At 71.7% G+C, this 20,358-nt stretch carries 18 protein-coding genes and 1 pseudogene; 9 read left to right on the top strand and 10 right to left on the bottom strand.

Features of this window, described 5'->3' with window-relative positions; all coding sequences use genetic code 11:
* Positions 1-65 precede the first annotated feature (65 nt).
* The 4 genes from IQ210_RS32475 to IQ210_RS32460 form a co-directional block, all read right to left on the bottom strand.
* A complete protein-coding gene (locus IQ210_RS32475; RefSeq protein ID WP_194082759.1) occupies positions 66-1,211 on the bottom strand; it encodes a flavin-containing monooxygenase in 1,146 nt (381 codons plus the stop codon).
* Complete coding sequence (locus IQ210_RS32470) at positions 1,208-1,393, bottom strand: tetratricopeptide repeat protein (protein ID WP_194082758.1); 186 nt, start codon at positions 1,391-1,393, stop codon at positions 1,208-1,210. Before IQ210_RS32470 ends, IQ210_RS32475 begins: the two co-directional genes overlap by 4 nt.
* Before the next feature lie 78 nt (positions 1,394-1,471).
* Positions 1,472-3,370: a response regulator transcription factor gene (locus IQ210_RS47450; protein WP_228048778.1), complete on the bottom strand. Its 1,899-nt coding sequence runs from the start codon at positions 3,368-3,370 to the stop codon at positions 1,472-1,474.
* A 41-nt stretch (positions 3,371-3,411) separates the two neighbouring features.
* Positions 3,412-5,469 carry a bifunctional glycosyltransferase 87/phosphatase PAP2 family protein gene (locus IQ210_RS32460; RefSeq protein WP_194082757.1) on the bottom strand — a complete coding sequence of 686 codons (2,058 nt, stop codon included), beginning with the start codon at positions 5,467-5,469 and terminating at the stop codon, positions 3,412-3,414.
* A gap of 280 nt (positions 5,470-5,749) precedes the next feature.
* Between IQ210_RS32460 and IQ210_RS32455 the strand changes: the two genes are divergently transcribed.
* Entirely contained in the window at positions 5,750-6,886 is a 1,137-nt protein-coding gene (locus IQ210_RS32455; protein ID WP_194082756.1) for a DUF2330 domain-containing protein, read from the top strand.
* A 48-nt stretch (positions 6,887-6,934) separates the two neighbouring features.
* The gene (locus tag IQ210_RS32450) at positions 6,935-7,606 is read left to right on the top strand and encodes an O-methyltransferase (protein ID WP_194082755.1); all 672 of its coding nucleotides are present in this window, start codon (positions 6,935-6,937) and stop codon (positions 7,604-7,606) included.
* 13 nt (positions 7,607-7,619) lie between these two features.
* Here IQ210_RS32450 and IQ210_RS32445 read toward each other — a convergent pair whose 3' ends face one another.
* Entirely contained in the window at positions 7,620-8,012 is a 393-nt protein-coding gene (locus tag IQ210_RS32445; RefSeq protein ID WP_194082754.1) for an FHA domain-containing protein, read from the bottom strand.
* Positions 8,013-8,115: 103 nt separating this feature from the next.
* On the opposite strand from IQ210_RS32445, the gene IQ210_RS32440 reads away from it, so the two are divergent.
* Positions 8,116-8,544 carry a DnaJ family domain-containing protein gene (locus tag IQ210_RS32440; RefSeq protein WP_194082753.1) on the top strand — a complete coding sequence of 143 codons (429 nt, stop codon included), beginning with the start codon at positions 8,116-8,118 and terminating at the stop codon, positions 8,542-8,544.
* Here the strand turns inward: IQ210_RS32440 and IQ210_RS32435 are convergent.
* Together IQ210_RS32435 and IQ210_RS32430 are read right to left on the bottom strand one after the other, a co-directional pair.
* Positions 8,530-8,985 carry a hypothetical protein gene (locus IQ210_RS32435; RefSeq protein ID WP_228048777.1) on the bottom strand — a complete coding sequence of 152 codons (456 nt, stop codon included), beginning with the start codon at positions 8,983-8,985 and terminating at the stop codon, positions 8,530-8,532. The two genes, IQ210_RS32440 and IQ210_RS32435, sit on opposite strands and share 15 nt — an antisense overlap.
* A 5-nt stretch (positions 8,986-8,990) precedes the next feature.
* Entirely contained in the window at positions 8,991-9,650 is a 660-nt protein-coding gene (locus IQ210_RS32430; RefSeq protein ID WP_194082751.1) for a hypothetical protein, read from the bottom strand.
* Positions 9,651-9,743: 93 nt separating this feature from the next.
* On the opposite strand from IQ210_RS32430, the gene IQ210_RS32425 reads away from it, so the two are divergent.
* The gene (locus IQ210_RS32425; RefSeq protein ID WP_194082750.1) at positions 9,744-10,232 is read left to right on the top strand and encodes a GNAT family N-acetyltransferase; all 489 of its coding nucleotides are present in this window, start codon (positions 9,744-9,746) and stop codon (positions 10,230-10,232) included.
* A gap of 161 nt (positions 10,233-10,393) precedes the next feature.
* Here the strand turns inward: IQ210_RS32425 and IQ210_RS32420 are convergent, their stop codons facing one another.
* Complete coding sequence (locus IQ210_RS32420; RefSeq protein WP_194082749.1) at positions 10,394-12,442, bottom strand: MDR family MFS transporter; 2,049 nt, start codon at positions 12,440-12,442, stop codon at positions 10,394-10,396.
* 160 nt (positions 12,443-12,602) lie between these two features.
* Between IQ210_RS32420 and IQ210_RS32415 the strand changes: the two genes are divergently transcribed.
* Positions 12,603-13,544: a peptidoglycan-binding domain-containing protein gene (locus IQ210_RS32415; protein WP_194082748.1), complete on the top strand. Its 942-nt coding sequence runs from the start codon at positions 12,603-12,605 to the stop codon at positions 13,542-13,544.
* Positions 13,545-13,649: 105 nt separating this feature from the next.
* On the opposite strand, the gene IQ210_RS32410 is transcribed toward IQ210_RS32415, so the two are convergent.
* The gene (locus IQ210_RS32410) at positions 13,650-14,318 is read right to left on the bottom strand and encodes an HAD family hydrolase (RefSeq protein ID WP_194082747.1); all 669 of its coding nucleotides are present in this window, start codon (positions 14,316-14,318) and stop codon (positions 13,650-13,652) included.
* A gap of 164 nt (positions 14,319-14,482) precedes the next feature.
* A complete protein-coding gene (locus tag IQ210_RS32405) occupies positions 14,483-15,064 on the bottom strand; it encodes a TMEM165/GDT1 family protein (protein ID WP_194082746.1) in 582 nt (193 codons plus the stop codon).
* A gap of 352 nt (positions 15,065-15,416) precedes the next feature.
* On the opposite strand from IQ210_RS32405, the gene IQ210_RS32400 reads away from it, so the two are divergent.
* The 4 genes and pseudogenes from IQ210_RS32400 (at position 15,417) to IQ210_RS32385 (ending at position 20,302) form a co-directional block, all read left to right on the top strand.
* Positions 15,417-16,061, top strand: coding sequence for an HNH endonuclease family protein (locus tag IQ210_RS32400; protein ID WP_194082745.1), 645 nt, complete (start codon positions 15,417-15,419; stop codon positions 16,059-16,061).
* A 62-nt stretch (positions 16,062-16,123) separates the two neighbouring features.
* On the top strand, positions 16,124-17,791 hold the full coding sequence (locus IQ210_RS32395; protein ID WP_194082744.1) for an alkaline phosphatase D family protein: 1,668 nt from the start codon (positions 16,124-16,126) through the stop codon (positions 17,789-17,791).
* Between the two features lie 82 nt (positions 17,792-17,873).
* Positions 17,874-19,774: pseudogene (locus IQ210_RS32390) on the top strand (FAD/NAD(P)-binding protein).
* Between the two features lie 87 nt (positions 19,775-19,861).
* Positions 19,862-20,302 (top strand): DoxX family protein, encoded by a 441-nt coding sequence (locus tag IQ210_RS32385; protein WP_194082743.1) that lies wholly within the window; start codon positions 19,862-19,864, stop codon positions 20,300-20,302.
* The last annotated feature ends 56 nt before the right edge of the window (positions 20,303-20,358 follow it).

Here is a 20,358-nt window from a genome sequence, read left to right as displayed (position 1 = left end):
GCCGGCGGCTTCCCGGCGCCGCCGGCCCGTCCGGACCCCGAGGGAGGCAGGAGCATCCCCGTCCCTCACGCCCCGTTCCTGCCTCCCCCGAGGCGGACAGCGTCCGCCGCGACGGCCGTGGGCGCGGCCACCGGCTGAGCGCTGATGTGCCGGGCGACATGCTCGGCGTCCCGGCCCACGCCCTGGATCATCGACGAGGCCATCGCGTACTGGAACAGCCGCCCCACGAAGTACAGCCCGGGTTGCGAGGGGACCACCCCGCGCCGCTGAAACGGTTCACCGTCCTCGCCGTCGAAGACCGGCAGGTCGATCCAGGAGACGTCCGGCCGGAAGCCCGTGCACCACACCACGTTCGCCACCTCCGCCCGCCGCCCGTCCGCGAGTTCCGGCAGCCCGTCGCACACCCCGACGACCCGGTCCACGCGCTCGACGCCCGCCGCCTTCAGATCGGCGGCCTTCACCCGGATCAGCGGGGCGCTGTGCGCGAGCACCTTCGGCCGCAGCTTGCGGCCCATCGGGGTGCGGACGGTCAGGACGTGCCGGAAGAGGAAGAACAGCACCGGCGTCAGCAGCCGCGCGGCCCGCCGCTCGATCCGCCACGGGATCTGGCCGGGGTGCGGCCCGGACAGCAGGACGCGGTGGCTCGCGGCCAGCTCGACGGCGATGTCCGCGCCCGAGTTCCCGGCCCCGACGATCAGGACGGGACCGTCCTGCAACTGCCCGGGGTTGCGATAGTCGACGGCGTGCAACTGCGTGACATCCGGGCCGAGTTCACCGGCGTACGCGGGCATCTTCGGCAGCCGGTCGTACCCGGCGGCGACGACGACGTTCTCGGCCACGTACCGCACACCGCCGTCCGTCTCGACGACGTACCGCGTGCCGTCGTACGACAGCCGCCGCACGCGGATGCCCGTCCGCACCGGAAGTTCCGCCCATGCCGCGTAGGCCTGGAGATAGTCGGCGAACTCCTCGCGGGTGGGGAACGCCCAGGCGGGCCCCGGGTAGGGCAGTCCGGGCAGACCGTCGAACTTCGCCGGGCTGAACAGCCGTAGTGAGTCCCAGCGTTGACGCCAGCTGTCGCCGATGCGCTCCCCCGCCTCCAGGATCACGAAGGGCCGTCCGGCGCGGGCGAGGTGGTACCCCGTGGCGAGCCCGGCCTGACCGCCGCCGACGACCACGGTCTCGATGTGTTCGGTGAGTTCGGTGTTCATGCCAGCTCCTCGGTCGTGGTGCGCTCGGCCTCGTAGATCTCCACGGCCTGCCGCAACAGCCGCTCGGCCTCGGTGAGTTCACCGCGCAGCCGCAGCAGGGTGCCCAGCTCGGCGGCGCTGTCGGCGTACCTCAACCGGGCCGTTCGCAGCTGTTCGCGGGGGGTGAGCGCGTCGTCGGACACGCTTAGATGCTGCGCGCGGGACATGGGCGCGCGCATCGACAGCAATGCCCATTCGCCAGGACGGGGGTATGGGTATTCCTAGACACCCGGGGGCCGGACCAGCCCGTTCTCGAATGCGTACGCGGCGACAGCAGTGCGTGACCCGAGGTCGAGCTTGGCGAAGATGTTGCTGATGTGCCGGGCGACGGTCTTCTCGCTGAGGACGAGTTCGGCGGCGATGGCGTGATTGGTGCGGCCCTGGGCGATGAGCCGTACGACATCAAGCTCCCGAGGCGAGAGCACGGACCGCCCCCGAAGCCCCTCGACCCGCCGCAGGTCAGGCAGCGCCCCGAGCCGCGCGAAGGCCTGCCCGGCCGCGTCCAACTCCAGCGCGGCACAGTCCTCGTCCCCGAGCGCCCGACAGGCCAGCGCGACGAGCACCCCGACCCGGGCGGCCTCATAGGGCACGTCCAACTCCCGCCACCCCCGCCCAGCCTCCCGCAACACCCCAAGCGCCTCCCCCGCCACTCCCTGCGCAAGCAACACGGCCCCCCGAGCCTGACAAGCCACGAGCCGCAACGCGACGATGCTCTGAGCCTCGGCAAGGGCGGCAAGCTCATCGGCGGCACGGAGGGCTTCGGCAGAAACACCACGACGGCCGGACCCGTCGGGCAGACCGGACCCGCCCGAGAGACCCGCCCCGCCGGAAGGACCACCGTCGGCCACCCCCGCGCCGCCCCCGCCCCGCTGCTCCTGCCCCGCCTCCGCGCCCACACCGTCGCCCCGCCGCGCCGGGCCCGCCCCCGCGCCCACACCGCCCAGCCGATCTCGCCCCTCCGCCGCGCCGGCTCCAGCACCCCGCCGCTCCCCCGCGCCCGCACCATCGGCCCTCTGCTCGTGCCCCTCCTCTGCCCCCTCCGCCAGCAGGATCTCCACCGCCGCCGGCAGCAATCGCGCCCTCCTCATCGGGTCCGTCGTCTCCGCCAGTGCTCGGCGGATCGCTGCGGCGGCCGGGGTCGGGCGGTCCTGGGAGAGGCGGAGGAGGGCGAGGCCGGGCTGGGTGTCCCAGCCGTGGCGGAGGGTGTCGCGGTAGGCCTGTTCCGCTTCGGCGTACTCGCCGCGCAGGCGGTGGAGTTCGGCCAGTTGGTAGAAGGCGCTGCCCGCGACGCTCTCGCCGTAGCCCGCGGTGAGCTGCGCGCAGGCCAGCCGCGCCTCACGGTCCGCCTCCGGCCAGGCCCCGCCGAGCTGGAGCAGCGCGGCCCGGTGCACCCGGCACAGCCCCCGGTAGGCGCCGCTGAAGTCGGGCTGCGCCGCGCACCAGCGGGCGAGCGCCTTGGCCCACTCCTGGGCGCGGCGCAGTTCCTGGAGGTCCTGGCAGGTGCCGATGACGACGCAGTACGTCATGCCGATGCAGCGCGCCGAGGGTGCCCCGTCGGCGACGACGACCATCGCCTCGTCGAGCTGGGCGAGCCCGGCCGCGACCTCGCCGTTGCTCACCAGCGCGAGGCCGAGCGTCATCGCCGTACCGGCGAGGAGGTCGGGGTCCGCATCGCCTCCCACGGTCGTGGCGAGCTGCCGGGCGAGCGTGAGCATCTCGGCGGGTTCGCCCGCGCGGAAGTGCAGTTCGGCTTCCAGCATCGTCAGATAGCCGCGGCTCGGGCAGTCGGGCTCGGTGGCCGCGAGCCGCTGCGCGCGGGCCAGCCAGGCGCCGGACTGGGCGAGTTCCCCGCCCCAGGCGAGCCCCTTGCACAGCCAGTACGCGCACCGCAGCGCGGCCCCGACCTCCCCTGTCCCGGCATACGCCGTGAAGGCCCGACGCAGCAGCGCCACCGCGTCGTCGCACCGCCCGAGCATGTCGGCGGCCTCGGCGAGCGCCTCGACGTCGGCGGCGTCGAGCGGCCGTACCGTGTCGGCCTTGCCGAGCAGCGCGTACGCCTCCGCCCAGGCCTGCCGCCGGCAGGCCTGGCGTCCCCGGTCGAGCTCCGCGTCCGCGTCCATGGCGCCTCCGCCCCCATTGCACCCCCACGGAGGCGCAACTGTCACCCGCTCCCGGGAGTGCGGACGGGGGCGCCCGCCAACACCGGCTTCTCCTCCGCCGCCGCGTCCTTCACCATCCGCGCCCGCGGCCCCTGGAAGACGTACGACAGCCCGAAGCCCGCACTCACCACCACCGCACCACCCACGGCATCCAGCACCCAGTGGTTGCCGGTGGCCACGATCGCCGTGACCGTGAAGAACGGATGGAGCAGTCCCAGCGCCTTCATCCACCACTTCGGCGCGACGATCGCGATGACCACCCCGCACCACAGCGACCAGCCGAAGTGCAGCGAGGGCATCGCCGCGTACTGGTTCGTCAGGGCGGTCAGGGTGCCGTAGTCGGGCTTGGAGAAGTCCTGGACGCCGTGGACCGTGTCGATGACGCCCAGGTCCGGCATCAGGCGCGGCGGGGCGAGCGGGTAGAGCCAGAAGCCGACCAGGGCGAGCAGCGTGGCGAAGCCCAGCGACGCACGGGCCCAGCGGTAGTCGACGGGGCGGCGCCAGTAGAGGACGCCGAGGACCGTCAGCGGGACGACGAAGTGGAAGGACTCGTAGTAGAAGTCGAAGAAGTTCCGCAGCCAGTCGACCTTGACGACCGCGTGGTTCGCCCAGTGTTCGATGTCGATGTGCAGCCACCGCTCCAGGTCCAGGACTTGCTGCCCGTGCTCCTCGGCCCGCGCCCGGCCCTCGGAGTTGCTGCCGCCCGTCGCCGCGAGCCGCACCTTCTGGTACGCGGCGTAGGTGACACGAATAAGCAGCAACTCCAGCAGCAGGTTGGGCCGCGTCAGCACCCGCTTCAGGAACGGCAGCAGCGGCACCCGCCGGAAGCGGGCCGGCACCGGCTCGGCGTACTCGGTCGGGATCGGCGTCTGGTAGTACGCCGAGGTCCGGGACAGGAACGGCACCACCGTCGCCGCGGCCAGCGCCGCCAGCAGGACGACGTTGTCCCGCAGCGGATAGAGCGAGGCCATGTTCGGCAGGATCATCTTCGCGGGCAGCGTCATCACCAGCACCACCGCGACCGGCCACACATACCGGTCCGAGGCCCGCTTGCCGACCCGGCCGACGACCGCGAGCAGCACCCACAGCAGCTGGTGCTGCCAGGCCATCGGCGCGACCAGGATCGCCGCGCAGCCGGTGATCGCCACCGCGAGCAGCAGCTGCCCGTCGCGGGCGTACCGCACGGCCCGCCGCAGGGCGAGCGCCGCCACGGCCGCGCCGAGCGCGAGGAACAGCCCGACCTCGACCGGCCCCTCGAACCCGGCCCGCAGCAGCGCCCCGTGCAGCGACTGGTTGGCGAGGTCGTCCGCGTCACCGCCGAGGCCGGTCCCGGCCATGTGGTGGACCCAGTAGGTGTACGAGTCGTGCGGCAGCGCCGCCCACGCCAGTGCCGTGCTCGCCGCGAACGTGGCCCCGGTGGTGAGCGCGGCCCGGCGCCGCCCGGTGAACCACAGCAGCCCGGCGAACAGCAGCACGGTCGGCTGGAGCGCCGCGGCCAGGCCGATCAGCAGGCCGCTCGTCCGCTGTCCGCGCACGACGAAGCAGCCGACCAGCACCAGCAGCACCGGCATGATGCTGGTCTGCCCGAGATACAGCGTGTTGCGGACCGGCAGCGACAGCATCAGCAGGCTGATCGCGACCGGCGCGGCGAAGAAGGACGTACGTCTGTTCACCGGCTGAGGCAGCGCCCGCGCGACGACAAGCCCGAGCGCGACGACCAGAAGCAGCGTCCCGAAGGTCCAGCCCCAGCCGAGCGCCTGTTCGGCCGCCTTGGTGAGCGGCTTCAGGACGAGGCCGCCGAAGGGCGTGCCGGTGAACTCCGTCGAGTCGTACAGCGAGCCCTTCACATGGAGGACGCCGTCAGGGCCGACCCAGGTCTCCAGATCCGTCAGCCGCTCCCCGCTGGGGGTGCTGAGGACGACGGCGACCTGTCTGACGGCGAGTATCGCGGCGACCACCCACAGCAGGAATCTGGCCACGCGCAGGCGCGCTCTGACCGTGTCGACGGCCGTCGCTCCGAACGCTTCCGCCGGTCGTCCGCTGGGGTTCGCATTCGCCACGCGCCTAGGCCTCCCGCCCCGTTCGTCCTTCACGTCCGATACGCGAAGTCTGTCGTGCGCAGCCTATGAGGCGCGCACAGTCCCCCGGAGAAGAGACGCAGGCGGTTCCGGTTCACCTGACGCCCGTCCTGCATTTGCCCGAAAGACGATAGTCCGCACCGGCTCGCACCGCCTCGCTGAGCGGGCTGTGGATCACTTACGTAGCTACAAGACGCGGACCCGTATGCTCCGCGTAACCGTCTGAAGGCCTGGCGACCGCGCAGCGGAGGGTTTTGGGGGAATGGTCGATTTCCTGAGAGGCCGGGCGCGCCGTCGCCTGCTGGCGGTCGTCCTGGCGTTACTGGCCACCCAGGTGGGTTCCCTGGTCGCCCCGGCCTACGCCTGCGGCTGCGGCGCCATGATCCCGGACACCGCCCGGCGGGTGGGCGTGGCGCGCGAGGTGTCGGTGGTGCGCTGGGACGGCCGCCGGGAGCGGATCGTGATGCGGCTGACGGTCGACGGGGACAGCGACCGGGCGGCCTGGATCATGCCGGTCCCGCACCGCGCGGACGTGACGCTGGGCGACCCGGCGCTCTTCGACGAGCTGGACGCGGCCACCGCGCCGGTGCACCGCACCCGCTCCCACTTCTGGCCGCAGGACGGCGACTGGCCGCTGGTCTCGGGCGGCGGCCGGGACGCGGGCGCGCCCCCGCCCGGCGCGGGCAGGGCGCCCGGCGTGGGTGTGGTGGGCCGCCAGAAGCTGGGCCCCTTCGACGTGGCCCGCCTGACCGCCACCGACCCGGACGCCCTCGGCGGCTGGCTGGCCGACAACGGCTTCAGCCTCCCGCCCCGCCTCGGCGACGCCCTCCAGCCGTACGTGGCGCGCCGCTGGGAGTACGTGGCGATCCGCCTGGCCCCGGAGACCACCGGCACCCCCCTCCAGGGCACCCTGGACCCGCTGAGCCTGTCCTTCACGGCCGACGAGCCGGTCTACCCGATGCGGCTGTCCCGCCTCGCCCGCACACCCCAGTCGCTGGGCCTGTACGTCCTGGCCGCGCACCGCATGGAACCGGCCTCCGCGATCGGCGGCTCCCGCCCCCGCGTCACCTTCGCCGGCCGGGTCACACCCCCGCGGCACAGCCCCCTGGCCGAGCTGACCGCGGGCACCCCGTTCCTGACGGCGATCGGCCAGGAGTTCCCGGCCCCGTCCCTGATCGACGGCGACCACACCCTGCGCCGCACCGCCAAGGACACCGCCTTCCAGCAGGTCATCTACGAGGACCGGCTCCGCACGGTGGCCGGAGTCCCGGCCTGGCTGCTGACGGTCGCGGGCACCCTGGCCGCGCTCACGGCGGCGGTGGCCCTGTTCGTCGTACGACGGACCCGGCGCCCGGCGCAGCCGCCCACCGCGGAACCGATGACCCCTCAGGGCCGTTAGGTGAGCTAGTTAGCACTACTAACTACCTACCCCGACGAATGAGGACGCATGAGCGAGTCGCAGCGCTGGGACGCCGTGGACGCCTACTTCGCCACCCATCTCGCCCCCGACGACGAAGCACTGGAAGCCGCCCTGCGGGACAGCGAGGCGGCCGGGCTCCCCCCGATCGCCGTCACGGCCGCACAGGGCAAGCTGCTTGAGCTCCTGGCCCAGATCCAGGGCGCCCGGCGCATCCTGGAGGTCGGCACCCTCGGCGGCTACAGCACCATCCGGATGGCCCGCGCCCTGCCCGCCGACGGCCGGCTGATCTCCCTGGAGTACAGCCCGCGGCACGCCGAGGTGGCGGCCCGCAACATCGCGCGGGCGGGCCTGGACAAGGTCGTCGAGATCCGCGTCGGCGCGGCCCTCGACTCCCTCCCCCGCCTGGCCGACGAGAACCCGGCCCCCTTCGACCTGGTCTTCATCGACGCGGACAAGGAGAACAACCCGCACTACGTGGAGTGGGCGCTGAAGCTGACGCGCGCGGGCAGCCTGATCATCGTGGACAACGTCGTACGGGGCGGCCGCGTCGCCGACACGGCAGACACCGACCCCGACGTCATCGGCACCCGCGCGGCGATCGAACTCCTGGGCTCCCACCCGCGCTTGACGGCGACGGCGATCCAGACGGTGGGCGCGAAGGGCTACGACGGCTTCGCGCTGGCGCGAGTGACGTCGTAGCCCCGCCCGGGTTTCACACCTCGTGATAGAAGCCGACGTTGACGCTGCGCGGGGCGGTGCGGTCCACGACGACGATCTCACCGCTGCCGCCCCGGGGCAGCGCGACGGTCCCGCCGTAGGTGAGCGGCTGGGCGTACTCCCCGACGGTCAGCCGCACCTCGCTGGACGGCTCGGCCTGCGACCCGCGCAGCCAGGTCACCTGCCAGGTCCCCTCGGGCCCGCACAGGAACTCCAGGTGGACCCGGGAGACGAACAGCCAGTCGTCGGGGGTGGCGAGCCGGCACACGGACTTGTCGCGGCCCACCCGCAGCAGCGCGCCGGGCTCGCTCGGTGCGTCGGCCATGAGCATGCCGGCCGTGGCACCCTCCTCCGCCGCGGAGACGGCGGCCATGGTGAGTTCGAGCACGTGCGCTCCCTTTGCAGTTCCTGAACCGTTCCTGAGCAAGTGTCCTTGCACAGCGGCCGCATGATAAATCGCCCGGCCACATCGCGTCCGGCACAATGGACTCATGACCGAGCGAAAGCCATCCGGCGTCCCGTTCGAGTCCTGGGTCGACAAGCAGATCCGAGACGCGCAGGGCCGCGGCGACTTCGACCGACTCCCGGGCAGGGGCGAACCGTTGCCCCCCGAGCTGAGCACTCCGTACGACGAACTCTGGTGGATCAAACGCAAGATGGCCCGCGAGGGCCTCTCCGCGCTCCCTCCGTCCCTGGCCCTCCGCAAAGAGGCCGAGGACACCCTGACCGCCGCCTACGCGGCCCCCTCCGAACGCGCGGTCCGCAAACTGATCACCGACGTCAACGTCAAGATCCGCGACATGATGTTCAGGCCTCCGCCCGGCCCCCCGCTGGGCATGAAGCCGTACGACGTGGAAGAGGTCGTACGCCAGTGGCGGGAGCGCCGGGCGGAGAAGAAGCCGGACTCAGAGCTTCAGTAGCCGCTCCGTGAGCTCGCGGTAGTCACGCAGGGCGAGCCGCAGCTGCTCGGTGTCACCGGAAGCGCCGCCTTCGGCCATGGGCTTTCCGTCCCCGTGCTGGGCCCCCTGCCAGGACTGCCGCAGGGTGCGCCGCCGTTGCGCCATGGCGTCCGTGAACCGGGAGGTGACCTCCTCCAGCACATGGTCGGCCTCCTCGACGGCGGCCCGGGGCCCGTCGACGAACCCGGCCATGGCGTGCTGCAACTCACCGGAGAGCTTGTCGCACTGCTCGTCGGCCAGCAGCCGCCCGCCGTGGGCGTCACGCCCGGCGGCCTCATGACTGGCCACCAAGGGCGCCTTCTCGCGCTCCTGCGCGAAGCCGCGCCCCTCCCCTTCATGCCCCGCCACGAGGGGCGAACCGTCCCCCTGCCCCTTCTGCGGGCCGCTCATGGCATCCGTCATGCCTCTCAACTCCCCTTCGCCTGACGCCGGGTGAACGTCCACGGCAGATGGCCGTGGCCGTCATGGCGCGCGGACCGGTCACCGGACGACGATTCGGCGAGCTCGCGCCTGCGCCCACCGGCGCCGACGAGCTCCTCGAACAGGGCCCGGGCCTCGACCATGGCCTCACGCATCTCCTCGGTGCCGCCCCGCACACCGTCCTCCGTGCCGCCGCGCGTATGAGCCACGCGGTGCACGTGCCGGTAGCCGTGCACATGGTTCGCGTGGTGCACGGAGAGGGCGGCGAGCTGCTCCTCGTACTGCGCCCCGTCGGGGAACCCACGGGCGCCGGCCACCTCACCGAGCAGCCGGTCCGCCTCGCTCACCGCCTCGCGGGGCGACTCGACGAACCGCTCCTGGGCGGCCGCCCACCGGGCCTCGTACTGCTGCCGCTGGGCGGGCTCCAGGTCCCGCTCACGCAGCGACCCGTGCTTGTCCACCCGCTCGGCCAGCTCGCGCTCGGCTGCCTGGGAGTCCCCGTCGTGCCGGGCGACGGCCCGGTCGTACTCGGGCCCGAAGCGCCGCTTCAGGTCCCGCCCGCCGGGCCCACGCCGGGCCAGGACGACCGCCACCACGACGACGGCCGCCACGATCACGATCAGAGCGATGATCACGCCAGTTGTCATGCGCTACGAGTAGCCCCGCCCACCCCCCTCAAACGACCCCACGCCCGATATCCGCTTGTGGCCCGCCCCCGACCCCACCCGAGAATGACGCCCATGACCTGGACCGTCACACCGGAACCACACGACTCCCCCGCCGCAACAGCCCTCTGGCGCGCGTACTACACGGAGGTCAGCGACCGCTACTACCTCCTCCACGAGAACCGCCGCACGGCACCGGAGGAACTGGAGCGCGAGATCGCCCGAGCGGACTGGTCCGACCTCACCCCACCGAGGGGCCGTTTGCTGGTGGCCCGGCTCGAGGGCGAGCCCGCAGGCACGGCAGGCGTACACCTGACGACCCCGACAACAGCAGAGCTCAAGCGAGTCTTCGTACAACCACGGATGCGAGGCAAAGGCGGCGCCCAACTCCTAGTAGAAGCAGCGGAGAACGAGGCGCGAGCCCTGGGCGCCACCCGCATGATCCTGGACACCCGCCACGACCTGACCGAGGCCCGAGCCCTCTACACGCGCCTGGGCTACGAGGAGACACCCCCGCACAACAACGACAAGTACGCGGACCACTGGTTCTCCAAGACCCTGTAGCCCCACGGCGAGGCAGCCGCGTACGGCGGGAAGGGGACGTGTCGGGGGGTGTCCGCCCGCAGCGGTTGGCGCGTCAACACGGGCGCCTTATCTGAACGCCCGATTCCGCGCCGTTCCGAGGACGGACACCCCCCGGCGCGGCCCCGACCCCCACCCAACCGTCAGCGCAAACGCGCACCCCCACCGGCGTTCTGCGGCTGCTCCCGATCAGACCCACACAGCTCCGCGTTCAACTCGCCCACCAGCTGCACCAGATCGGTAGGCCGATCGACCCCCCACCAGTCCCCCAACAGCTCAGCCAACGAAGCCTCCCGAGCAGCAGCGAGCCGCTCCGCGACCACAACCCCCTCCGCGGTCAGCACCAGATCCACCCCCGACCGCACCGCCAGCCGCCGCTCCTCCACCTGCCGAGCCGCCGCGATGACGACGTCCAGCGGCACAGAACTCCCCGCGGCCAGCGACCCCGGCTCCACCGACCCGTACTTGTTGATCCGCAGCAGCAGCCAACTCGCCCCGGGCAACAGGTCGTACCCCGCCCGCTCGGTGATCGTCCGGTAGATCTCCCGCCGCCCCTCGCGCGTCCCGAGCACCGACAACGCCCGGCACACCTCGTCGTACGACGACCGCTCCACCGGATTGCTGGCCAGCGTCTCCGTCACGTCCGGCGCGGTCACAGACGCCCGCAGCCGGTCCTCCTTGAGGAACCAGGCGAGCACGAACCCCAACAACGCCACAGGGGCCGCGTACAGAAAGACATCCGTGATGGACGAGGCGTACGCGTGCAGCGCGGCCGGCCGCAACGCAGCCGGCAGATTCGCGATGTCACGAGGATCGGCCTCCAGCCCATCAACGGTCACCCCACCCGGCAACGGCGCCCCTGCGAACGCGTCCGCCAGCTTGTCCCCGAGCCGGTTGGTGAACACCGTCCCGAAGATGGCGACCCCGAACGACGCCCCGATCGACCGGAAGAACGTCGCCCCGGACGTGGCGACGCCGAGATCCTCGTACGCCACGGCGTTCTGCACGATGAGCACCAGCACCTGCATGACGAGCCCGAGCCCCAGCCCGAACACGAAGAAGCAACTGCTCATCACCCACGTGGAACTGCCTTCGTCGAGCTGGTGCAGCAACAGCAGCCCGATCGTCGTGACCGCCGTACCCGCGATCGGAAACACCTTCCACCGCCCGGTACGGCTCACGACCTGCCCGGACGCCGTCGACGACAGCAGCAGCCCGAACACCATCGGCAGCATGTGCACCCCGGACATGGTCGGCGAGACGCCTTGCACGACCTGAAGGAACGTCGGCAGATAGGTCATCGCACCGAACATGGCGAACCCGACGACAAAGCTGATCACGGCGGACAACGCGAAGGTCCGAACCCGAAAAAGCTTCAACGGCAGCACAGGCTCCACGGCCCGCCGCTCCACCCCCACAAAGCAAACACCCAGCACGACCCCGAGCACGGCCAGCCCCACGATCTGCGGCGACCCCCACCCCCACGTGGTGCCCCCGAGCGAGGCGACCAGCACCAGACACGTCGCGACGGACGCGATGAGGAACGTCCCCAGATAGTCGATGACATGCCGCGTCGCCTTGCGCGGAATCCGCAGCACAGCGGCGATGACGGCGAGCGCCACGACCCCGACGGGCAGGTTGACGTAGAAGACCCAACGCCAGCTCAGATGCTCGGTGAACACCCCGCCCAGCAGCGGCCCGAGCACACTCGTCGCCCCGAACACCGCCCCGAACAGCCCTTGGTACCGCCCTCGTTCACGCGGCGGCACGAGGTCACCGACGATCGCCATGGACAGCACCATGAGCCCACCGCCGCCAAGCCCCTGCAACGCCCGGAACGCGATGAGTTGAGGCATGTTCTGCGCGGCCCCGCACAGCGCGGACCCCACCAGAAAAATGACGATCGCGATCTGGAACAGCCTCTTCCGCCCGTACTGGTCCCCGAGTTTGCCCCACAGCGGCGTGGCCGCCGTAGACGCGAGCAGATACGCGGTGACGACCCACGACAGATGCTCCAGCCCACCCAGATCGCTGACGATGGTCGGCAGCGCGGTCGACACGATCGTCTGGTCCAGCGCGGCGAGCAGCATCCCGAGAAGCAGCGCCCCGATCGACACGAGGACGTTCCCGGGCACGTGTTCGTCCCGCGTGTCCCGCACATCTCCCGTCATAGCGTGCGCATCCGCGGCCATGAAGACCTCCCGTGAGACTCGTTACGACTCCATCGTGGTCGGTGTGACCAGTTTTGGCCTGTCAAGTCCTGTTGGAAGCCGTTGTTCCGGGGGTTGACGTGAGACGAGTGTGAAGAGGGTCTGCATAATCTCTGGAGTTCGCGAGGGGAGGGACGAACACATGGCGGAGACGAGCGGCCACCTGTGCCCGGAGTGCGGGGCGCCCAGAGGGGTCGACAACACCCCGTCCTGCGGGTGCACACAGCGGGCGTCCGACGCCCTGCGCGACGCGCGCGAGGCGGAACAGGCGGCGGCGGAGGACTTCGATCCGCTGCGCATACGTCCGTACGTGGACCTGGAGTCGGAGACCAGGGAGCCCGAGGCCCCCGCCCCCGCCCCGGTGCCGGACGCGACGATGCAGTTGCGCCCGATATCGGCGCCGCCCCAGCCGAGCACCACGGACCTGAGCCTCTTCGAGAACGCCCCGGACCACGAGAGCACGCCCGACGAACCCCGCCCCCGCAGCCGCCGCGCCCTGATCCTGGGCGCGGTCGGCGGCGCGCTGGTGACGGTGGTCGCGGCGGCGGGGCTGGCGAGCGGTCTGTTCTCGTACGACAGCCCGGAGCGCGACACCGCGCTCCCCGAGGAGGTCCGGGCGAGCGTGCCGGACGCGTCGACCAGCTCAGCGCAGGCGTCCCCGGAGACGAGCGGGGCGTCGGCCCGGCCGACCTCGGCGTCCCCGACCCCGAGCGCGAGCCCGTCGACGTCCGCGTCCCCGTCGCCGTCACGGACGAGCGCGTCACCGACCCCGTCGACGTCCGGCACCCCGTCGTCGACCCCGACGTCAACGGGCCCGGCGAGCACGGAGAACAGCATCGGCAGCTCCGAGGAGAGCGCCCCGCCGGTGCTGACCCGCGGCTCCCAGGGCGAGGAGGTCGTGGAACTCGAACTCCGCCTGACCCAGCTCGGCCTGTACACGCGGAAGGCGAGCGGCCACTACAACGAGGGCGTCGAGGACGCGGTCACCCGCTACCAGTGGGCGCGGGGCATCCAGGTGAAGCAGTACGGCGTCTACGACCTGGCGACGAGGGAGAAGCTGGAGTCGGAGACAACGGAGCCGTAGCGCCCGGCGTCAGCCCCCGACACAAAGCCGAAGCCCCCGCCGCCCGACACACTGCCGAAGCCCCCGCCGCCCGACACACCGCCGAAGCCCCGTCACAGAGCCACGTCACCCGACGTAAACCCGAACCTCCCCGTCCGCCCCGACCTCCACCCGCACCTGCGTCAGATCCCGCACCACCACATCGGGCTCATGGAAGTCGGCCCGCGACCCGACCCCCACCACCTGCATCCCCGCGGCGCGCCCGGCCGTGATGCCGGCCCCGGAGTCCTCGAAGACGATGCACTCCGAGGGCTCGACCCCCAGTTCCGCGGCGCCCTTCAGGAACCCCTCGGGGTCGGGCTTGCTCGCGCCGACGCTCTCGGCGGTGATCCGCACCTCCGGCAGCGCGAGCCCCGCCGCGGCCATGCGCGCGGTGGACAGGGCGACGTCGGCGGAGGTCACGAGCGCGTGCGGCACCTTGGCCAGCGAGGCGAGGAAGGCCTGCGCGCCGGGGATCGCGACCACGCCGTCCATGTCAGCGGTCTCCTCGGCGAGCATGCGCGCGTTGTCCGCGTGGTTCTGCGCCATGGGCCGGTCGGGCAGCAGCAGGGCCATGGAGGCGTACCCCTGCCGTCCGTGGACGACCTTCATGACCTCGTCGCCGTCCAGTCCGTGCCGCTCGGCCCAGCGCCGCCAGCAGCGCTCGACGACGACGTCGGAGTTCACGAGGGTGCCGTCCATGTCCAGCAGGAGGGCGCGGGCGGTCAGCACGGTGGGCACGGCGGTGGCCGTCATCGGCAGCTCCAAGGCGCGGGGAACGCCGGGGGTCGCCCGGCGGGACAAGGCGGCCCCGCCCGCCGGTCAGGGAAAACGGGCGGGAGCCACTTTGTTTCTCCACGGTACAAAACGCGACCATGATCCCGCCACCGTCTCCCGGAACAGTTCACTCACCGTTCAGCTCAGGCGCTCACGGCCTCCCACAGGCTCCACACGCCGAGGCCCAGCATCAGCACGGCCGCGATCTTCGTGATGAGCGCCAGCGGCACCCGCTTCATCAGGGCCTTTCCGCCGACGATGCCGAGCCCGGCGACGGCCCAGAGCGCGAGCACGGCGCCCAGGCCGACGGACAGCGGGTCGTCGTAGCGGGCCGCGAGGTTCGCCGTCATGATCTGCGTCAGGTCACCGAACTCGGCGACCAGGATGAGCATGAACCCGGCCCCGGCGACCTTCCAGAAGGACTGGTTCTCGGGCTTGCGGATCTCCTCGTCGTCCTCGTCCTTGTTCCTCAGCAGGACGGCCGCTCCACCCAGGAACAGCACACCGGTGATCGCGTGCACGATCTGCTGCGGCAGCAGGGTGAGGACGCTGCCCGCAGCGACGGCGAGCGCGACATGGAGCGCGAAGGCGGCGGCGACGCCGGCGAAGACGTAGGACGCGCGGTAGCGGGTGCCGAGGACCAGTCCGGCGAGGGCCGTCTTGTCCGGGAGCTCGGCAAGGAAGACGACGCCGAAGACCACGGCCGTCACGGTGAAGCTGATCAAGGTTCCTCAATCGGTCGGGGCTGCCCCACCGAGAGTGTTACCGCGAAAAACGACACCTCGGCATGGCAGCACACGGTCAGTGCACTGCTGTGCCGAAGGTCTCGCTGGCGAGGTCCGCAAGGGACCCGCCTCCGGGCGCCGGCTCAGACGAGCTGAGCAGTATGTCGACGGTCCGGCGAAGAGCTACTCCCCTTCAACTCCGTCAATCATACGAGATCGTTTCGCCGTAAAGCTTGTCATGTCATGTACGCGTCATTAACTTCTCACCCAACGCACATCTCCCCGCAACACGGCGCGGCGAGCATTTCCTCGCCCGCACGCCTCAACACCCCCACGCCCCAAGGGAGTTCGCATGCCGAAGTTCTACGCGCGTCGACGGCTGAGCATACTCGCCGCATTCACCGGTCTCATAGCCTCGGTCGGACTCTTCAACGGTCCGACCGCCTCCGCCGCCCTCCCGACGCCGGTCAGCGCCGCCACGGCCCGCACCTACCTCGCCTCGCTCACCGTGGCGACCGAGGACCGCACCGGCTACAACCGCGACCTCTTCCCGCACTGGATCACCATCTCCGGCACCTGCAACACCCGTGAGACGGTCCTCAAGCGCGACGGCTCCAACGTCGTCACCGACTCCGCCTGCGCCTCCACCAGCGGCAGCTGGTACTCGCAGTACGACGGCGCCACCTGGACCGCCGCCTCCGACCTGGACATCGACCACCTGGTCCCGCTCGCCGAGGCCTGGGACTCCGGCGCCAGCGCCTGGACCACCTCGCAGCGCCAGGCCTTCGCCAACGACCTGACCCGCCCGCAGCTCATCGCGGTCACCGACAACGTCAACCAGGCCAAGGGCGACCAGGACCCGGCCACCTGGATGCCCTCGCGGACCGCGTACCGCTGCACCTACGTCCGCGCCTGGGTCCAGGTGAAGTACTACTACGACCTGTCCGTGGACTCCGCCGAGAAGAGCGCGCTCACCAACTACCTGAGCGCCTGCTGATCCGGAACCTCCCCAACCTCCCCCGTCGTTCCGTACCGTACGGGGCGACGGAGGAGGATCACGTGGCCGAACTTCGGTTGGGACCGCTGCTCAGGTATGCCGACGGCTCGTCCGCGACCATCTGGATCGAGGCGAGCCGTCCGTGCACGGCCGAGGTGCGCGGCGCCCAGGGCGCGCGCGGCGAGATCCGCACCTTCCAGATCGCCGGCCACCACTACGCCCTGATCCCGGTGACCGGCCTCACCCCCGGGACCTCGCAGTCGTACGAGGTGCTCCTGGACGGCGTTCGGGTGTGGCCGCTCCCCGACTCCCCGTTCCCGGAGTCGGTGATCCGCACCCCGTCCCCCACTCCCGACTCCGCTCGAGCGGGAGGTGCCCCCATCGGCGACACCGTCCGCGTCACCTTCGGCTCCTGCCGCTGGGCCGCCCCGCCGGACGGTGGGAAGGACCCGGTCGGCCCCGACGCCCTGGACACCCTCGCGGCCCGGATCGCCGCCGACCCGGACGGTGAACGCCCGGACGTGCTCGTGCTGTTGGGCGACCAGGTGTACGCCGACGAGACCTCCCCGGCCACCCGCCGCTGGCTGGCCGCCCGCCGCGATCTGAGCGACCCGCCGGGCAGCGAGGTCGCGGACTACGAGGAGTACACCCGCCTCTACTACGAGTCCTGGCTCGACCCCGAGGTGCGCTGGCTGCTGTCCACCGTGCCCAGCTGCATGATCTTCGACGACCACGACGTCATAGACGACTGGAACACCTCGGCGGCCTGGCTGGACGACATGCGGGCCACCCCGTGGTGGCGGGAGCGGCTGCTGAGCGGCCTGATGTCGTACTGGGTGCACCAGCACCTCGGCAACCTCACCCCGGACGAGCTGGCGGCCGACCCGCTCTACGCCGCCGTACGCCAACACCCGGACGGCACCGACGAGTTGCGCTCCTTCGCCTGCAAGGCGGACGCCGATCCGGCCTCGGTGCGCTGGAGTTACCGGCGCGACTTCGGGCGGGTGCGGCTGCTGATGGTGGACACCCGGGCGGCCCGCGTCCTCGATGAGGAGCAGCGGTCGATGCTCGACCCCGGGGAGGCCCGGTGGCTGCGCGAACAAGCCCTGGCCGACCGGGAGTCGTACGACCATCTTCTCGTCGGCACCTCCCTGCCCTGGCTGCTGCCCCACCTGGTGCACGACGCCGAGGCCTGGAACGCGGCCCTGTGCCGGGGGGATCGCGGGGCGCGCTGGGCGCGGTTCGGGGAGGATCTGAGGCGCCGGGCCGACCTGGAGCACTGGGCGGCGTTCCCGACGTCCTTCGACGCGCTGGCCGCGCTGATCGCGGAGGCGGGGTCCGGGCCCGACGCCCCCGCGACGGTGCTGGTGCTCTCGGGGGACGTGCATCACGCGTACGTGGCCGAGCCCGAGTGGCCCTCCGGCGGCGGCCCGCAGGCCCGGGTGCTCCAGTTGACCTGCTCACCGGTCCACAACTCCATCCCGCTGTCCATACGCCTCGGCTTCCGGTTCGGCTGGAGTGCGGCGGCCCGGGTGCTGGGCCGCCGTTTCGCCGGTCACGGCGGTTGCCCGCGCCCGCCGGTGGACTGGCGGCGGACGGGCGGCCCGTGGTTCGGCAACCAGCTCATGACACTGACGATGCGCGGGCGTTCGGCCCGGCTGCGGCTGGAGCAGGCGCGGCCGAAGGGCGTACTGAAGACGGTGACGGACTCGGTACTCACGTCCGAGTGAGGGCACGGCATGATGAGGCGGACCGTCCGCTTCCGGCGGGCGACCACCCGCCAAGCGCCCCACACGCCCGGGAGTCACCCTTTTGTCTGCACCGGCTGCGGAACCGTCCCCCCTCTCCCTCGCCGTGGTCGGTGCCGGACCACGAGGCACCAGCGTCCTGGAGCGGCTGTGTGCGTCGGTGCCCGAACTCCTGCCACCCGGCGTCGAGTTGACCGTGCACGTGGTGGACCCCGCACCGCCCGGCGCGGGCAGCGTGTGGCGGGTGGCTCAGTCGCCCGAGCTGCTGATGAACACCGTCGCCTGCCAGGTCACCCTGTTCACCGACGACAGCGTGGACTGCTCGGGGCCGATCCGGCCGGGCCCCAGCCTGTACGAGTGGGCGGCCGGCGAGCTCGGCCCGGACGCGTACCCGACCCGCGCCCACTACGGGCGGTACCTGGAGTGGGTGTTCGCCCGTACGGTCCGGGAGGCCCCGCCCGCCGTGCGCGTCGAGACCCACGCGGCCCGCGCGACCCGCCTCGACGACGCCCCCGACGGCCGCCAGATCCTCACCCTCGACAACGGCAGCACCCTGACCGGCCTCGCCGCCGTCGTCCTCACCCAGGGCCATCTGCCCACGCTCCCCACGCCGGAAGAACGGCACATGGCGGCGTACGCCGCTCGCCACGGTCTGCGCCACATCCCGCCCGTCAACCCCGCCGACGTCGACCTCGACGCCATCTCCCCCGGCGAACCGGTGCTGTTGCGCGGCCTGGGTCTCAACTTCTTCGACCACACCGCCTTGTTGACGACCGGCCGCGGTGGCCGTTTCGTCCCCGGCCCGGACGGTCTGCGCTATCTCCCCTCCGGCCGCGAACCCCGCCTCTACGCCGGGTCCCGGCGGGGCGTCCCGTACCAGGCGCGCGGCGACAACGCGAAGGGCCCGTACGGCCGGCACACCCCGCTCGTGCTCACCCCGGAGGTCATAGCGGGCTTCCGCAAGCGCGCCGACTCGGGCGAGGCACCCGACTTCCTCGCCGAGATATGGCCGTTGGCCGCGAAGGAGGTCGAGACCGTCTACTACACGGCCCTGACCCGGCGCCCCGACTTCCCCGACCGCTTCCTCACCGTCCCGCACGGCGACGCCCAAGAGGCCCTGGTCCTCGACGAGTTCGGCGTCCCGGACGCCGACCGCTGGAGCTGGGACCGGATCTCCCGGCCGTACGCGGACCGCGACTTCACCGACCCCGGCCAGTGGCGCTCCTGGCTGCTGGCGCACCTGCGCGAGGACGCCGCGCAGGCCGCCCTCGGCAATGTCGACGGCCCCCTCAAGGCGGCCCTCGACGTGCTGCGCGACCTGCGCAACGAACTCCGGCTGATCGTCGACCACGGCGGACTGACCGGCGTCTCGCGCCGCGAGCACCTGGACCGCTGGTACACCCCGCTCAACGCGTTCCTCTCCATCGGCCCGCCCCGCCGCCGTATCGAGGAGCTGGTGGCGCTGATGGAGGCGGGAGTGGTCGAGGTGCTCGGACCGCGCGCGACGGTCACCGAAGGGGACGGGGACTGGGTGGCGCACTCCCCCGACGTCCCCGGGTCCGCCGTACGCGTGACCACCCTCATCGAGGCACGGCTGCCGGAACCGGATCTGCGGCGCACCGCCGACCCGTTGCTCGCCCGGCTGCTGGCGACCGGGGCGTGCCGACCGCACACGGTCGACGGGTACGAGACCGGCGGACTGGACGTCACGGCACGGCCTTACCGTCTGATGAACCGTCAAGGAGCCGTGCATGCAAAGAGGTTCGCGTTCGGGGTGCCGACGGAAGGAGTGCACTGGGTGACCGCGGCGGGCGCCCGGCCGGGTGTGGATTCGGTCACGCTTTCGGACGCGGACGCGGTGGCCAGAGAAGCCATTCGCACCGCTCTACGTGCGGCTACCGGCGAAACGGAAGTCAAGCGGAGGCAAATCCGTGGCCAAATGTTGAACTTGCAAGCATTGATTAGGCCCGCCTAACGTGGAGTGCTCGCACGGTTCTGTCCCCCACACCGGTCCTCCCCACGGACCGGTCCGACCGTAGGAGTACTCCCCACATGACCGGACGCCTCAACAGCGCCCAGCCGTACGTCCTCGGCCTGTTTCGTATCGTCGTCGGACTGCTCTTCACCTGCCACGGCGCCGCCTCGCTCTTCGGCGTCCTCGGCAGCGACAGCGTCTCCGCCGGCACCTGGCCGGGCTGGTACGCGGCCGTGATCCAGCTCGTCGGCGGCTCGCTCGTCCTGCTCGGCCTCGGCACCCGGGCCGCCGCGTTCATCGCCTCGGGCTCGATGGCGTACGCGTACTTCAAGGTCCATCAGCCCGGCGCCCTGTGGCCGATGGAGAACGGCGGCGAGGCCTCGGCGATGTTCTGCTGGGCCTTCCTGCTGCTGGTGTTCACCGGCTCCGGCGCCTTCGGCGTCGACCGGCTGTTCGCCAAGCGCTCCCCGGCCGCCGCCGAGCGACCGGCCACGGACAAGGCACCCGTGGCCGCCTGATCCACCCGCTCCACGACGGGCACCCCCGCACGGGTTGTTCACTCCCCGGAACGTGT

Source organism: Streptomyces justiciae (genome assembly GCF_015163075.1).
Taxonomy (GTDB): domain Bacteria; phylum Actinomycetota; class Actinomycetes; order Streptomycetales; family Streptomycetaceae; genus Streptomyces; species Streptomyces justiciae.
The sequence above is the reverse complement of the archived record's forward strand: the minus strand, read 5'-3'. Positions and strand labels throughout refer to the sequence as shown.